Source organism: Saccharothrix variisporea (assembly GCF_003634995.1).
GTDB classification, from domain to species: Bacteria; Actinomycetota; Actinomycetes; order Mycobacteriales; family Pseudonocardiaceae; genus Actinosynnema; species Actinosynnema variisporeum.
This window is the reverse complement of the sequence record NZ_RBXR01000001.1, coordinates 1604309-1617501: the sequence shown is the minus strand read 5'-3', so window position 1 is coordinate 1617501 and position 13193 is coordinate 1604309. Positions and strand designations below refer to the sequence as shown.

The window sequence follows — 13193 nt, the reverse complement described above, 5'->3', positions numbered from 1 at the left end:
GAGGCGTTGGGACTCGGCGGAACGGCGGCCGGGTGTGGGTGGGGTGCCGGGATTCGTGGGAGGGCACCGGTTGCGTATCCCCACCCGCCGCCCCCGCCAAGCCGCCCTGGCACAAGCCCCAAGAGCAACCCGCCTTCGGCGGGGCCGCCTGCGGCGGCTCGCACGGCCCGGCTCCGCCGGGCCGTGCGCCGAGCGCGCAGCGCTCGGGGTCGCGAAGCGCGCTGGGCGCGCCCCGCGCGCCGGGCTTGTGCCTGGCGGCCAGGGAGGGGGTGGGCGGGTGGATGCCTGAGTGGGAGAGCCCAACCCGCCCCACCGCAGCCCGGCCCGCGAAGCCGGCCCCCGTCCCCACGTCCCACCCCACCGCATCCCCGCACCGCAGACCACCCACACCGGGCCAACCGGACCGCTGACACCACGAATCGGAAGGAAACACGGCCATGACCGCAAGGCCGGGCAAGGTCGCCATCTTCGAGCAGTTCGCCGCCGATGGCTTCACCCGGATGTTCGGCAACCCGGGAACGGTGGAGGAGGGCTTCCTCGACATCCTGGAGGGCGTCCCGGGCTTCGAGTACGTGCTGGCGTTGCAGGAGACCGTCGCGATCGCGATGGCCGACGGCTACGCCCGCGCCACCGCCGGCCCCGCGCTGGTCCAGCTGCACACCGGGGTCGGTCTGGGCAACGGCATCGGCATGCTGTACCAGGCCATGCGCGGTCACTCGCCGCTCGTCGTCATCGCCGGCGAGGCCGGCGTCGCCTACGACGCCATGGACTCCCAGATGGCCACCGACCTGGTCGCGATGGCCAAGCCGGTGACCAAGTGGGCCACCCGCGTCACCCACCCGTCGTCCCTGCTGCGCACCCTGCGCCGCGCGGTGAAGACCGCGATGACCGCCCCGCGCGGGCCCGTCTTCGTGGCGCTCCCCATGGACGTCCTCGACGCGGAGAACACCGAGCCCGCGATCCCGTCCACGATCCCCAGCCAGGCCGTCGTGCCCGTCGCCGCCGAGTTGGACCGGGCGGCGGAGGCGCTGAGCGGCGCCTACCACCCGTTGATCCTGCTGGGTGACGGCGTGGCCGTCTCCGGTGCGCAGGAAGAGCTCACCCGGGTGGCCGAGCTGCTGGACGCGCCCGTGTGGGGCGTGGACAGCTCCGAGCTCAACATGGACAACACCCACCCGCTGTGGCAGGGCCAGCTCGGGCACATGTTCGGCACCCGCAGCGCGGGGATCGTCGCCGACGCGGACGCGGTGCTGATCGTCGGCACGTACGTGTTCCCCGAGGTGTTCCCCTCGCTGCACAACCCGTTCCGGCCCGACGCCCGGATCGTGCACATCGACCTGGACACCTACGAGATCGCCAAGAACCACCCGGTGGACGTGGCCCTGGCCGCCGACCCCAAGCACGCCCTGGCGGGCCTGGTGGAACGGCTCACCGCCGCCGGTCGCCGGCCCACCGCCCGCTCGTCGGCCGTCTGGCGGCGTCCGCGTCCGGAGCAGAACGCGCCGATGATGGAGCTGTTCGCCTCCGAACTCGCCGAGCAGGGCGGCAGCGACCTGGTCATCTTCGACGAGGCCCTCACCGCTTCGCCCGCGCTGACCAAGTACCTGCCCCCGCGCGTGGTGGGCAACTACTTCTCCACCCGCGGCGGGTCGCTGGGCATCGGCATCCCCGGTGCGATCGGCGCGAAGATGGCCCGCCCGGACGCCGAGGTCATCGGGTTCACCGGTGACGGCGGCAGCATGTACACCATCCAGGCGCTGTGGACCGCCGCCCGCGAGGGCGTCAACGCCAAGTTCGTCATCTGCAACAACCACCGCTACGAGCTGCTGGACCTCAACATCGAGCAGTACTGGCAGGAGCGCGGGATCGACCGGCACGAGTACCCCTCGGGCTTCGACCTGGGCCGCCCGGAGATCGGGTTCGTGGAGCTGGCGCGGGCGATGGGCGTGGACGCGATGCGGGTGGAGAAGCCCAGCCAGGTCGCGGGCGCGGTGCGGCGGATGCTCACCGCCACCGGTCCGTTCCTGGTCGACCTGGTGACGAAGTAGGTCGCCGCCGATGCCCACGCTGCCCCGTCGCGAGAACGGCCGCCTGTCCGGTCGCACGGTCGCCATCCTCATGGAGACCGACTACGTCGAGCCGGAGATCCACTACTACGAGCGCAGGTTCGCCGAGGAAGGCGCGACCATCGAGTACCTGACCCGCCTGTGGGGCCAGGAGTCGATCACCTTCACCGGCCACGAGTACCAGGTGCCGCTGACCGTGTCCGGCGACCTGGAGGCCGTCGACGACGCCCGCCTGCGCCGCTACGACGCGGTGATCGTGCCCTCGGGCATGGTCTCGGACCGCCTGCGCTACAGCGAGAACGTCAACACCCTCGCGCCCGCCGTCCAGCTGCTCCAACGCGCCTTCGCCGAACCCGGTGTCCTCAAGGGCATCATCTGCCACGGCATGTGGCTGGTCAGCCCGATCGCCGAGGTGGTCGCGGGCCGCCGGGTCACCTGCCACAACAACCTGATCGGCGACGTGCGCAACATGGGCGCGATCTACACCGACCAGGACGTGGTGGTCGACGGCGACCTGGTCACCGGGCGCAGCGCCGACGCCGCCCACCTGTTCGCCCGCACGCTCATCGACCTCATCGCCGCCCGCACCCCCGTGGGCAGCATGCGCAGCCGGCAGCGGATGCTGCGCGGGATCGGGGTGACGCCGCAATGACCGACTTCGTCTTCTCCGACCTGGTCGCCGGGTACGTCGTCGCGTTCGACCCGACCCGCGGCGCGCTGGACCTGCGCACCAGCGACGGCACCGCGGTGCGCGCGCGGATCACCCGGGACACCTACGCCGAGATGATCCGCAACCTGGGCGAACCGGCCCAGGGCGTGTCCGAGCCGATGATCGACCTGCTGGTGCCCGGCCGGCACGTGTTCGTGCACGGCCTGTACTACCCCGAGCGCGGTCACGTCACCTTCGACGCCAAGCGGGTCGTGCTGGTCGGGCCGGGCCTGTCCTACCGGTTCGAGGAAGCCGACTGGTGGCCGCGCCAGCTGGCCGAACTGGCCCGGTTCTACCGGCACGCCCAGTTCGGCGCGGCCAACCCGGTCGACTTCGCCGACTACCGCACGATCCTGCGGCTGGGCGGGGACAAGGCCGACGACCACGTGCAGGAGACCGACACCGTCTCCCGCCTGGTCTACGGCATGGCCAGCGCGTACATGCTCACCGGCGACGAGGACTTCCTGGGCGTCGCCGAGGCGGGCACGGAGTACCTGCGCGAGAACATGCGGTTCGTGGACCGGGACGAGGACGTCGTCTACTGGTACCACGGGATCGACGTGCGCGACGGCGTGCAGTCGCGGTGCTTCGCCTCGGAGTTCGCCGACGACGCCGGGTCCATCCCCGCCTACGAGCAGATCTACGCCCTGGTCGGCCCGACGCAGACCTACCGGATCACCGGCGACCCGCGCATCGCCTCGGACATCGACGGCACGCTGCGGCTGTTCGAGAAGTTCTTCAAGGACCCGGTGCGCGGCGGCTACTACAGCCACATCGACCCGATCCTGCTCAGCCCGCACCACGAGTCGCTGGGCCCCAACCGGTCGCGCAAGAACTGGAACTCCATCGGCGACCACGCCCCGGCCTACCTGATCAACCTGTACCTGGCCACCGGCGACGAGCGGCACCTGCGGATGCTGGAGGAGACGTTCGACCTCATCGTCGAGCACTTCCCCGACGCCACGAGCCCGTTCGTGCAGGAGCGGTTCCACGGCGACTGGACGCCCGACCGCACCTGGGGCTGGCAGCAGGACCGGGCCGTGGTGGGGCACAACCTGAAGATCGCGTGGAACCTCACGCGGATGAACGCCCTGCGCGGCAAGGAGTCCTACACGACCCTCGCCGACCGCATCGCCCGTTCCCTGCCCGCCTACGGCGCCGACCGGCGGCGCGGCGGCTGGTACGACGTGGTGCAGCGGGTGCTCGGCGTCGGCCAGGACACCCACCGCCTGACCTGGCACGACCGCAAGGCGTGGTGGCAGCAGGAGCAGGCGATCCTCGCCTACTTCATCCTGGCCGGGACCACCGGGGACGAGGAGTTCGTGCGCCACGGCCGGGAGGCGGCGGCGTTCTACAACGCGTTCTTCCTCGACCACGACGAGGGCGGCGTGTACTTCAACGTCCTCGCCGACGGCCACCCGTACCTGCTGGGCACCGAACGGCTCAAGGGTAGCCACTCGATGTCCATGTACCACGCGGCGGAGCTGGCGTTCCTGTCCACCGTGTACGGACGGCTGCTCTCGGGCGCCGGTCCGCTGACGCTGTGGTTCAAGCCGCGGCCGGACGGGTTCAAAGATCGCGTTCTCAGGGTCGCCCCCGACGCCCTGCCCGCCGGGTCCGCCCGGCTGGAGTGGGTGGAGGTCGACGGCCGGCCGCACGCCGACTTCGACCCCGTGGCGATGACGGTGACGCTGCCGGACTCGACCGAGGACGTGACGGTGCGGGCGCACCTGGCGCCGGTGGAAGGGCGCTGAAGTGTCCACTGTGGAGCTGCCGACGCGGTGGCAGGCGGGGTTCGAGGTGCGCGCCGGGCGGCCGTTGCCGTTCGGCGCCACCCCGGTGCCCGGCGGGGTGAACTTCGCCGTGCCGTCCAACCACGCCACGGCGGTCACCCTCGTGCTCTACCCGCGCGGGGTGGCGCAGCCGATGGCGGAGCTGCCCATCCCGCAGGACTTCCGGGTCGGCGGGGCGTGGGCGATCACGGTGCTGGGCATCGACCCCGACGAGGTCGAGTACGGCTACCGCGTCGACGGCCCCTACGACCCCGAGGCCGGGCACCGGTTCGACCCCTCGGTGGTGATCGCCGACCCGTACGCGAAGGCGCTGGCGGGCGCGGAGGTCTGGGGCTCGCGGCCGGTGCTCTACGGGCCGACGCCGTGGCGCTCCAAGGTGGTGCGCGACGAGTTCGACTGGGCCGGCGACCGGCGGCCCGGCATCGCCCACGAGGACCTGGTGGTCTACGAGGCCCACGTGCGCGGGTTCACCCGCCACCCCAACTCCGGGGTGGCGCACCCCGGCACGTACGCCGGGCTGGCCGAGAAGATCCCGTACCTCAAGCGGCTGGGGGTGAACTGCGTCGAGCTCATGCCGGTGTTCGAGTTCGACGAGTTCACCAACTCCCGCCACGACCCCGAGACCGACACCTGGTGGTACAACTACTGGGGCTACAGCACGGTCGGGTTCTTCGCGCCCAAGCAGTCCTTCGCCGCCGGGCCGTCCGCGGTGGACGAGCTCAAGGACCTCATCAAGCAGCTGCACCGGGCGGGCATCGAGGTCGTGCTGGACGTGGTGTTCAACCACACCGCCGAAGGCAACGAGCACGGACCGACGATCTCGTTCCGCGGCCTGGACAACCGCACCTACTACATGCTCACCCCGGACGGCGAGTACTACAACTTCAGCGGCACCGGCAACACCGTCGACTGCAACGACCCCGTGGTCCGCGGGTTCGTGCTGGACTGCCTGCGCTACTGGGCCTCGGAGTACCACGTCGACGGGTTCCGCTTCGACCTGGCCGCGATCCTGTCCCGGGGTCCGGACGGGCAGGTGCTCGCCGACCCGCCGCTGGTGCAGGCGCTGGCCAACGACCCGGTGCTGCGCGACTGCAAGCTGATCGCCGAGGCGTGGGACGCCGCCGGGCTCTACCAGGTCGGCACGTTCCCCGGCTACCGGCGCTTCGCCGAGTGGAACGGCCGCTACCGGGACGTGCTGCGGCGGTTCGTCAAGGGCGACTCCGGCGTGGTGGGGGAGCTGGCGACCCGGTTCATCGGCTCGCCCGACCTCTACGGCGACCGCGAGCCCGCCGCGTCGGTCAACTTCGTCACCGCGCACGACGGGTTCACCCTGGCGGACCTGGTGTCCTACAACGACAAGCACAACGAGGCCAACGGCGAGGACGGCCGCGACGGCGACGACGGCAACCACTCGTGGAACTGCGGTGTCGAAGGCCCGACCGACGACCCGGAGGTCCTCGCGCTGCGCGACCGGCAGGTCCGCAACGCGTTGCTGCTGCTGCTGACCAGCCAGGGCGTGCCGATGCTGCTCGCCGGGGACGAGGCCGGGCGCACGCAGCAGGGCAACAACAACGCGTACTGCCACGACTCGGAGCTGTCCTGGTTCGACTGGGACCTGGTGAAGCGCAACGAGTCGCTGGTCGAGTTCACCCGGCGCGCCATCGCGTTCCGGCAGGCGCACCCGGCGCTGCGCCGGCGCGGCCACCTCGCCGGCGGGCGGGACGTGGTGTGGCACGGGGTCGCGCCGGAGGAGCCGGACTGGTCGGACGACAGCCGCCTGCTGGCCGCGGAGCTGTGCTGCGGCGACGACCGGGTGTACGTGGCGGCCAACGCGCACTGGGAGGGCGTGGAGGTCGAGCTGCCGGAGGGGAACTGGCGGCTGTTCGCCGACACCGGCGCCGGTGTCGTGCACGAGCCGGGGGAGGAGCCGCCGGTCGGCGGTCCGGTGCGACTCGGGCCGCGGTCGGTGGTCGTGCTGGTCGCGTCTTCGGATCCGGCCGCAACTACGGAAAGGGTGAACGGGGATGGCGTTCGAGGCGAAGAGCCACGTGTGGGACGGGACGGCCACGATCCGGCTGCGGGGTGAGCTGGCGGCCAAGTCGGCCGGGCAGCTCAACCGCGTGATCGCGGAGGTGTCCGAGCAGCCGCTGAACCGGCTGGTGCTGCTGATGGACCAGCTGACCTACCTGTCGTCGGCGGGCTTGCGCAGCCTGGTGTTCGCGCACCAGCGGCTGGGGCGGGGTGTCGAGATCGTGCTGGTCGGCGCGCGGCCGGAGGTGGCCGAGACGATCCGGCTGACCGGTTTCGACCGCAGCGTGGTGATGCAGGAGCCGGTGTGATCCCGTCCACCGCCGACACGATCGGCCGCCAGGTCGCCGCGCTGGTGCGCGACCTGGCGGCCCGCGCCGACCTGGACCGGACCCGGGCGTACCGGTTGCGCCTGGCCGCCGACGAGATCGCCACCAACGCCGTCACGCACGGCGGGGTGGACGTGGTGCACCTGTGCGGCGGCGTGGCGGAGGACCGGGTGTGGGTCGTGCTGGAGGACGCGGCCCCGGCCTTCGACCCGCGCACCCACGACCCGTCGGCCGTGCTGGCCACCGACCCGGAGGACCGCGCCCCCGGCGGCCTGGGCTTGTTCCTGGTGCACTCGGGCGTGGACGAGCTGCTCTACGACCGGGTGGACGACCGCAACCGCACCACGCTGGTGGTCCACCGGGAGCAGGGGTGATGTCGTGCGGTTGTCGGTCCTCGAACGCGCGACTCGGGCGGTCCTGCTGATCGGGGACGCCCACCCCGCCCTGCGCGAGGGTCTGGCCGCCGCCGGGTTCGACGTGACCGCCGCCGAGCCCGGCGACGTCACCGACGACCTCGGCCACCCGGACGTGGTGCTGCTGGCCGCGTCCCTCGGCCTGCCCCGGGTCGCGCTGCTCAGCCGCCGCGCGCGGGAGGCGGGCGCGGCGGGCGCGATGGTGTTCGACGACGGCGACTTGGGCGCGCTGGAGGCGTGCGTGCGCGCCGGGTTCGAGTTCATCGCGCCGCCGTACTCGCCGGTCCTGCTGCGCGGCCGGATCGTCTCGGCGTGGGAACGCGGTCGGCTCACCGCGCGCGGCGAGCGGCTGGCGGTGGAGGAGACCATCCGCGAGTACGAGCGCGACCTGTTCGTGGCGCACGATCTCCAGGCCGGTTTCCTGCCCGACGTCCTGCCCAAGCCGCCCGGCTGGGAGCTGGGGGCGCGGTTCCGGCCGGCGCGGATGGTCGCCGGCGACTTCTACGACGTCTTCGAGCTGTTCGACGGCCGCCGGCTCGGGTTCGTGGTGGCCGACGTGTGCGACAAGGGCATCGGCGCGGCGCTGTTCATGGCGCTGATCCGGACCCTGTTGCGGCACAACGCCGAGCACACCCCCGCCACCCTCGCCGCCGGGTCCGCGCTGTCGCCCGCGCTGCCACCGCGGCTGGCCCTCGGCACCGGGCCGCTGGTGCAGTCCGTGGTGGACACCAACCGCTACCTGGTCGGCCACCACCTCAAGCAGGGCTACTTCGCCACCCTCTTCTTCGGCGTGCTCGACCCGCTGTCCGGCGGCCTGGTCTACCTCAACTGCGGCCACAACCCGCCCGTGGTCGTGCGCGCGGACGGCACCCGGACGCCGTTGCGGCCCACCGGTCCCGCGCTGGGCCTGTCGGAGGACAGCGAGTACGCGCCCGCCCGGGTGTTCCTCAACCCGGGTGACACCCTGTTCGCCTACACCGACGGGGTGGTGGAGGCCCGCGACGTCGTCGGCGCGCAGTTCGGCACCGAGGCGATGCTGCGCACGCTGGAGCCGGGGCGGTCGGTGGAGGAGATGCTCGACTCGGTGGACGACGCCTTGCGCCGCCACGTCGAGGGCGCGGAGCAATTCGACGACATCACCATGTTCGGCGTGCGCCGTATTGATAGGGAGCGTTCCATAGCGTAGGCTCCGGGTCGCACCGGATCCCCCACGAGGAGCGAACATGAGCGCACTCTCCCTCCAGGACGCCCGCCGCCTGCTGGACGCGGCGCTGGAGCACGCGGAGCAGCTGGGCGTCCAGGCGGCGATCGCCGTCGTCGACGAGGGTGGCCACACCAAGGCCTCGGCGCGCACGGACGGCGCCACGTTCCTGACCCTGTCGCTGGCCACGGGCAAGGCGGTCACCGCCGCCGGACTGGGCTTCGACACCAGCGGCCTGGGCGAGTTCCTGGCCGGCGCCCCGGTGCTGCTCGCGGGCCTGTCCACGCAGCCGGGCGTCACCGTGGTGCCCGGCGGCGTGCCGATCGTGCGCGACGGCGCGGTGATCGGGGCGATCGGCGTGTCCGGCGGCCAGGGCGGCGAGGACGAGCCCATCGCGAAGGCCGCCCTGTCGGCACTGGTCGCGGAAGCCGCGATCTGAGTCGGCACCGCGAGGTCGCAGGCCTCGCGGTGCAGGGGCTTCCGGGCCGGAACGGGTGTACGCGCCGCACCCGTCCCGGCCCGGAGTCGTTCTACCCCGGAGTCGTAGTGCGTGGCTGATAAATGATCTTGTGGTGCGTCGTGGTGAGTTGACCGATCAGGCGTGGTCGCGGATCGAGCCGTTGTTGCCCTCGGGGTTCGCGTCGGGGTCGGCCGTGGCGGGATCATCGTGTGACGGTCAACGGCATCCTGTGGAAGCTGCGGACCGGTGCCCCGTGGCGGGACCTGCCGGAACGCTATGGCCTTTGGCAGTCGGTCTACGACCGGTTCCGGCGTTGGCAGGCCGATGGCACGTGGGCGCGGTTGCCGGAGCACGTGCAGGTCCGCGACGACGTCGTCGGCGCGGTGGAGTGGACCGTGAGCGTGGACTCCACCGTGGTGCGGGCGCACCAGCACGCCGCCGGGGCACCGAAAAGGGGGCTGCGCCGGCCGCTGCTGCGGCCCGTGAGGCACTCGGCCGCTCCCGCGGACGATTGAGCACCAAGGTGCACCTGGCCTGCGACGAACGCGGCCGGCCACTGTCGATCGTGCTCACCCCCGGCCAGGCGGGAGACGCGCCGCGCTTCGACGAGGTGATGGCCGGCATCCGCTGTCGCACCCGGTCCGGACGTATCCGGACCCGTCCGGACCGGGTGCTCGCCGACAAGGCCTACGACTCCCGCGCGATCCGCGGACATCTGCGCCGACGAGGCATCACCGCCACCATCCCGCAGGCCGCCGACCGGGTGCGCAACCGACTGGCCAAAGGCAGCCGCGGCGGACGGCCACCGGCCTTCGACCCCAACGCCCACCGCGGCCGCAACACCGTCGAACGCTGCATCAACCGGCTCAAACAGTGGCGCAGCCTCGCCACCCGCTACGACAAGACCGCCCACTCCTACCTGGCCGCCCTCACCATCCCCAGCCTGATGATCTGGCTCCCCACCGAATAACCAGACACGCTCTAGTGCACGGAGTCGTTCTGCCCCGGAGTCGTTCTGCACGGAGTCGTTCTGCCCCGGCGTCGTTCTGCACGGAGTCGTTCTGCCCGCAGCAGAACCGGTGCCCCGCGGGGTGCCGTGGCGGTCAGGATGACGGTATGGCGGACATCCTCCCCTTCAACCGAGAGCGCGCCCGCACCCCCGACCGGGACCGCGAGCGCCGTGACCCGCAGCGCCGCGACGTCGAGCGCCGTGCTGCCGGGCACCGCGACTCCGCGCACCGCGGGCCGGAGCCGTTGTGGCGGGACCTGCTCGGGCGCAGTCTGCGCGCGGTCCGGGAGGAGCAGGGCGGTCGGCTGGTCGACGTCGCCGAGCGGGCCGGGATCTCGCCGCAGTACCTGTCGGAGATCGAACGCGGCCGCAAGGAACCGTCCAGCGAGATGATCGCCGCGGTGACCGGCGCGCTCGGCGTCGAGCTGGCCGACTTGCTCATCGGCATCGCCGGCGACGTGCGGCGCGGCACGGGCCGCCGCCCCGCGGGACCCGTGCTGCTGGCCGCCTGACCCTCAGCCGCGGTGGTCGAGGACGTGGTCGGCGAGGCCGTAGGCGACCGCGCCGGCCGCGTCGAACACGCGGTCGCGGTCGGTGTCGTGGCGCAGTTGCTCGACGTCGCGGCCGGTGTGCCGGGACAGGATCTCCTCCAGCTGCGTGCGCACCCGGATCACCTCGTCGGCCTGGAGGATCAGGTCGGGGATGGTGCCGCGGCCCTGTGCCGCCGGCTGGTGCAGCACGACCCGGGTGTGCGGCAGCACGAAACGGTGGCCCGGTCGGCCCGCCGCCAGCAGCACCGCGCCCGTCGCCACGGCCTGCCCGATGCACGTGGTCGCCACCGGGGCCTTGATGTAGCGCATGGTGTCGTACAGCGCGAGCATCGCGGCCGGGTCGCCGCCCTCGTTGTTGATGTAGAGGTTGATCTCGCTGTCCGGGTTGTCCGCCTCCAGGTACAGCAGCTGCGCGATGAGCGCGTTGGCCACGCCGGAGTCGATCGCGGTGCCCAGGTAGATGATCCGCTCGGACAGCAGGTGCGAGTAGACGTCCATGATCCGCTCGCCGCCGACGCCGCGCGTGATCACGTTCGGGATGGTGTAGGTGCTCATGCGCGGACCCCCAGTCCGATCTCGTGCGTGCGGACGGGCAGGACCTGGCCCAGGCTGTCGACGACGTGGTCGATGAAGCCGTACTCGAGGGCCTGTTCGGTGGTGAACCAGCGGTCGTGCAGGGAGTCGGCGAAGATCCGGTCCACCGGCTGACCGGTGTCCTCGGCGATGAGGCCGAGCACGGTGTCGCGGGTGTGCCGCAGGTCGTCGGCCTGCACCTGCACCTCCACCGCCGACCCGCTGATGCCCGACGAACCCTGGTGCATGAGGATCCGGGCGTGGGGCAGGGCGAAGCGCTTGCCCGGGGTGCCCGCCGACAGCAGGAACTGCCCGGCGCTGCACGCCAGCCCGAGCGCGAGGGTGGCCACGTCGCAGGGGATCAGCCGCATGACGTCGCGGATGGCCAGCATGGCGGGCACCGAGCCGCCCGGCGAGTGGATCCACAGCGCGATGTCCCGGCCGGGGTCCTCGCCCGCGAGGGCGAGCATCTGGGTGGCCAGCACGGTCCCGTTGTCGTCGTCCAGCGGCCCGTCGAGGACCAGGACGCGTTGGGCGAGGAACCGTTCGCGCAGCCGGTGGTCGAACAGCGGCAGCTTCTCGGTGGTGGTCATGCCGACGACGATGCCCGGCCGGCGGCGGGCTCGGCCGGTCGTGCCGCCGTGAGCAGAACAGCTCAGGGCGAACGGGCCACCACGGCGGGCCGGCCGCCCGCCGTGGTCGGTGCCGCTACATCGTGGTGATCATGCCGCCGTCGATGAAGAAGTCCGAGCCGTGCACGTTGCCCGCGCGGTCGCTGGCCAGGAACAGGACCAGGTCGGCCACCTCCTCGGGCTTGGTGAACCGGCCGGTCACCATGCGGCTGGCCATCTCCTTGAGGAAGGCGTCCTGGTCGACGCCGACCGCGCGGACCACGGTCGGCGCGATGCCGTCCTCCCGCGTCCACATGTCGGTCTCCACCGGACCCGGCGAGACGGTGTTGACGCGGATGCCCTTGGGACCGACCTCCTTCGACAGCGCCTTGGTGAAGTTGCTCAGCGCCGCCTTGCCCGCCGTGTAGTCGTAGACGTCCGGGTCGGCCAGGAAGGACATCACGGTGCTCACGTTGACGATGTTGCCGCCGCCCCGGCGCTCCAGGTGCGGCAGCGCGGCGCGGGTGGTGCGGACCGCGGTCATGAGGTTGACGTCCAGGCCCCAGTTCCAGTCCTCGTCGGTGATGGACAGGAACCCGCCCATCCGGGGGCGCACGCCGCCGACGTTGTTCACCACGATGTCCACCCCGCCGAACGTCTGCACGGCGGCGGAGACCAGTCTGTCCGCCCCGGACTGGTCGGACAGGTCGACGGTCACCGTGCGGAGCCGGCCGCTGAAGCTGTCGGCCACGCCCAGCAGCTCCGGCGTGAGCGTGCGGGACCCGGCCACGACCGACGCACCCTCCTCGGCCAACGCCCTCGTCACGGCCAGACCGATGCCGCGGCTCGCCCCGGTCACCACCGCCACCCGGCCCGACAGATGCAGATCCATGCCTTCTCCTCGATCCGAAGCCGGAATTCTTCCGAATTCGAGACTAATTCTCGGCCGTTGGTCCGGTGAAGGCGGAAAACCGTTCCGGTCGGTACTCCGTGCTGTCCACGAAGTGTTCCCGCCAAAGCCTGTTGATGTTCTTCCGGGCTGGTGGGAGCGCTAGCGTAGCAGGGTAGGGAGGACCCGACAGAAAAGGTGCACCCGCTCATGGCTATTGTCGAGACCATCCGGTTCAAATTGGTCGAAGGCTTCGACGCGGAGAAGTTCCGCGAGATCAACATCCGCATGCAGCGCGAGTTCATGGAGCCGAAGCTCGGCTTCCTGTCCCGACGCTCGGCGGTGAGCAACGACGGCGAGTGGCTGATTGTCGTCACCTGGACCGACCAGCTCGCCGCCCAGGCGGTCATCTCCTCGTTCTACGGCGCCCCGGAGACCCAGGAGTTCCTCGCCGCCATCGACCTGACCACGGTGCAGTCCGGCAGCTACACGCTCGTCGAGTACTGACCCGCAGGACGAAGCAGCCCCCGCTCGCGCCAGCCGGCGAGCGGGGGCTGTCCT

General features: G+C 71.7%; 13 protein-coding genes and 1 pseudogene. 11 read left to right on the top strand and 3 right to left on the bottom strand.

Annotated elements, in window-relative coordinates; translation table 11 throughout:
* The first annotated feature begins 437 nt into the window (after positions 1-437).
* The 10 genes and pseudogenes from DFJ66_RS06920 (at position 438) to DFJ66_RS06875 (ending at position 10520) form a co-directional block, all read left to right on the top strand.
* On the top strand, positions 438-2048 hold the full coding sequence (locus DFJ66_RS06920; RefSeq protein WP_121219045.1) for a thiamine pyrophosphate-binding protein: 1611 nt from the start codon (positions 438-440) through the stop codon (positions 2046-2048).
* Between the two features lie 10 nt (positions 2049-2058).
* Positions 2059-2718 (top strand): DJ-1/PfpI family protein, encoded by a 660-nt coding sequence (locus DFJ66_RS06915; RefSeq protein ID WP_121219043.1) that lies wholly within the window; start codon positions 2059-2061, stop codon positions 2716-2718.
* Positions 2715-4529, top strand: a complete 1815-nt coding sequence (locus tag DFJ66_RS06910) for an AGE family epimerase/isomerase (RefSeq protein WP_121219041.1) — start codon at positions 2715-2717, stop codon at positions 4527-4529. Before DFJ66_RS06915 ends, DFJ66_RS06910 begins: the two co-directional genes overlap by 4 nt.
* 1 nt (position 4530) lies before the next feature.
* Positions 4531-6654: a glycogen debranching protein GlgX gene (glgX, locus tag DFJ66_RS06905; protein WP_121219039.1), complete on the top strand. Its 2124-nt coding sequence runs from the start codon at positions 4531-4533 to the stop codon at positions 6652-6654.
* The gene (locus DFJ66_RS06900; RefSeq protein WP_121219036.1) at positions 6593-6907 is read left to right on the top strand and encodes an STAS domain-containing protein; all 315 of its coding nucleotides are present in this window, start codon (positions 6593-6595) and stop codon (positions 6905-6907) included. The genes glgX and DFJ66_RS06900 overlap by 62 nt, the downstream gene beginning before the upstream one ends.
* Positions 6904-7299, top strand: coding sequence for an ATP-binding protein (locus DFJ66_RS06895; RefSeq protein WP_121219034.1), 396 nt, complete (start codon positions 6904-6906; stop codon positions 7297-7299). The genes DFJ66_RS06900 and DFJ66_RS06895 overlap by 4 nt, the downstream gene beginning before the upstream one ends.
* Before the next feature lie 4 nt (positions 7300-7303).
* Positions 7304-8524 (top strand): PP2C family protein-serine/threonine phosphatase, encoded by a 1221-nt coding sequence (locus DFJ66_RS06890; protein ID WP_121219032.1) that lies wholly within the window; start codon positions 7304-7306, stop codon positions 8522-8524.
* Between the two features lie 37 nt (positions 8525-8561).
* Entirely contained in the window at positions 8562-8978 is a 417-nt protein-coding gene (locus tag DFJ66_RS06885) for a GlcG/HbpS family heme-binding protein (protein ID WP_121219030.1), read from the top strand.
* A gap of 133 nt (positions 8979-9111) precedes the next feature.
* Positions 9112-9969 (top strand): annotated as a pseudogene (locus DFJ66_RS06880) (IS5 family transposase).
* Between the two features lie 146 nt (positions 9970-10115).
* The gene (locus DFJ66_RS06875) at positions 10116-10520 is read left to right on the top strand and encodes a helix-turn-helix domain-containing protein (protein WP_121219028.1); all 405 of its coding nucleotides are present in this window, start codon (positions 10116-10118) and stop codon (positions 10518-10520) included.
* Between the two features lie 3 nt (positions 10521-10523).
* On the opposite strand, the gene DFJ66_RS06870 is transcribed toward DFJ66_RS06875, so the two are convergent.
* The 3 genes from DFJ66_RS06870 to DFJ66_RS06860 form a co-directional block, all read right to left on the bottom strand.
* Complete coding sequence (locus DFJ66_RS06870) at positions 10524-11114, bottom strand: ClpP family protease (RefSeq protein WP_121219026.1); 591 nt, start codon at positions 11112-11114, stop codon at positions 10524-10526.
* The gene (locus DFJ66_RS06865) at positions 11111-11725 is read right to left on the bottom strand and encodes a ClpP family protease (RefSeq protein WP_121219024.1); all 615 of its coding nucleotides are present in this window, start codon (positions 11723-11725) and stop codon (positions 11111-11113) included. The genes DFJ66_RS06870 and DFJ66_RS06865 overlap by 4 nt, the downstream gene beginning before the upstream one ends.
* Before the next feature lie 115 nt (positions 11726-11840).
* Positions 11841-12635, bottom strand: coding sequence for an SDR family NAD(P)-dependent oxidoreductase (locus DFJ66_RS06860; RefSeq protein ID WP_121219022.1), 795 nt, complete (start codon positions 12633-12635; stop codon positions 11841-11843).
* 207 nt (positions 12636-12842) lie between these two features.
* On the opposite strand from DFJ66_RS06860, the gene DFJ66_RS06855 reads away from it, so the two are divergent.
* Positions 12843-13139, top strand: a complete 297-nt coding sequence (locus tag DFJ66_RS06855; protein WP_121219020.1) for a hypothetical protein — start codon at positions 12843-12845, stop codon at positions 13137-13139.
* Positions 13140-13193 lie beyond the last annotated feature (54 nt).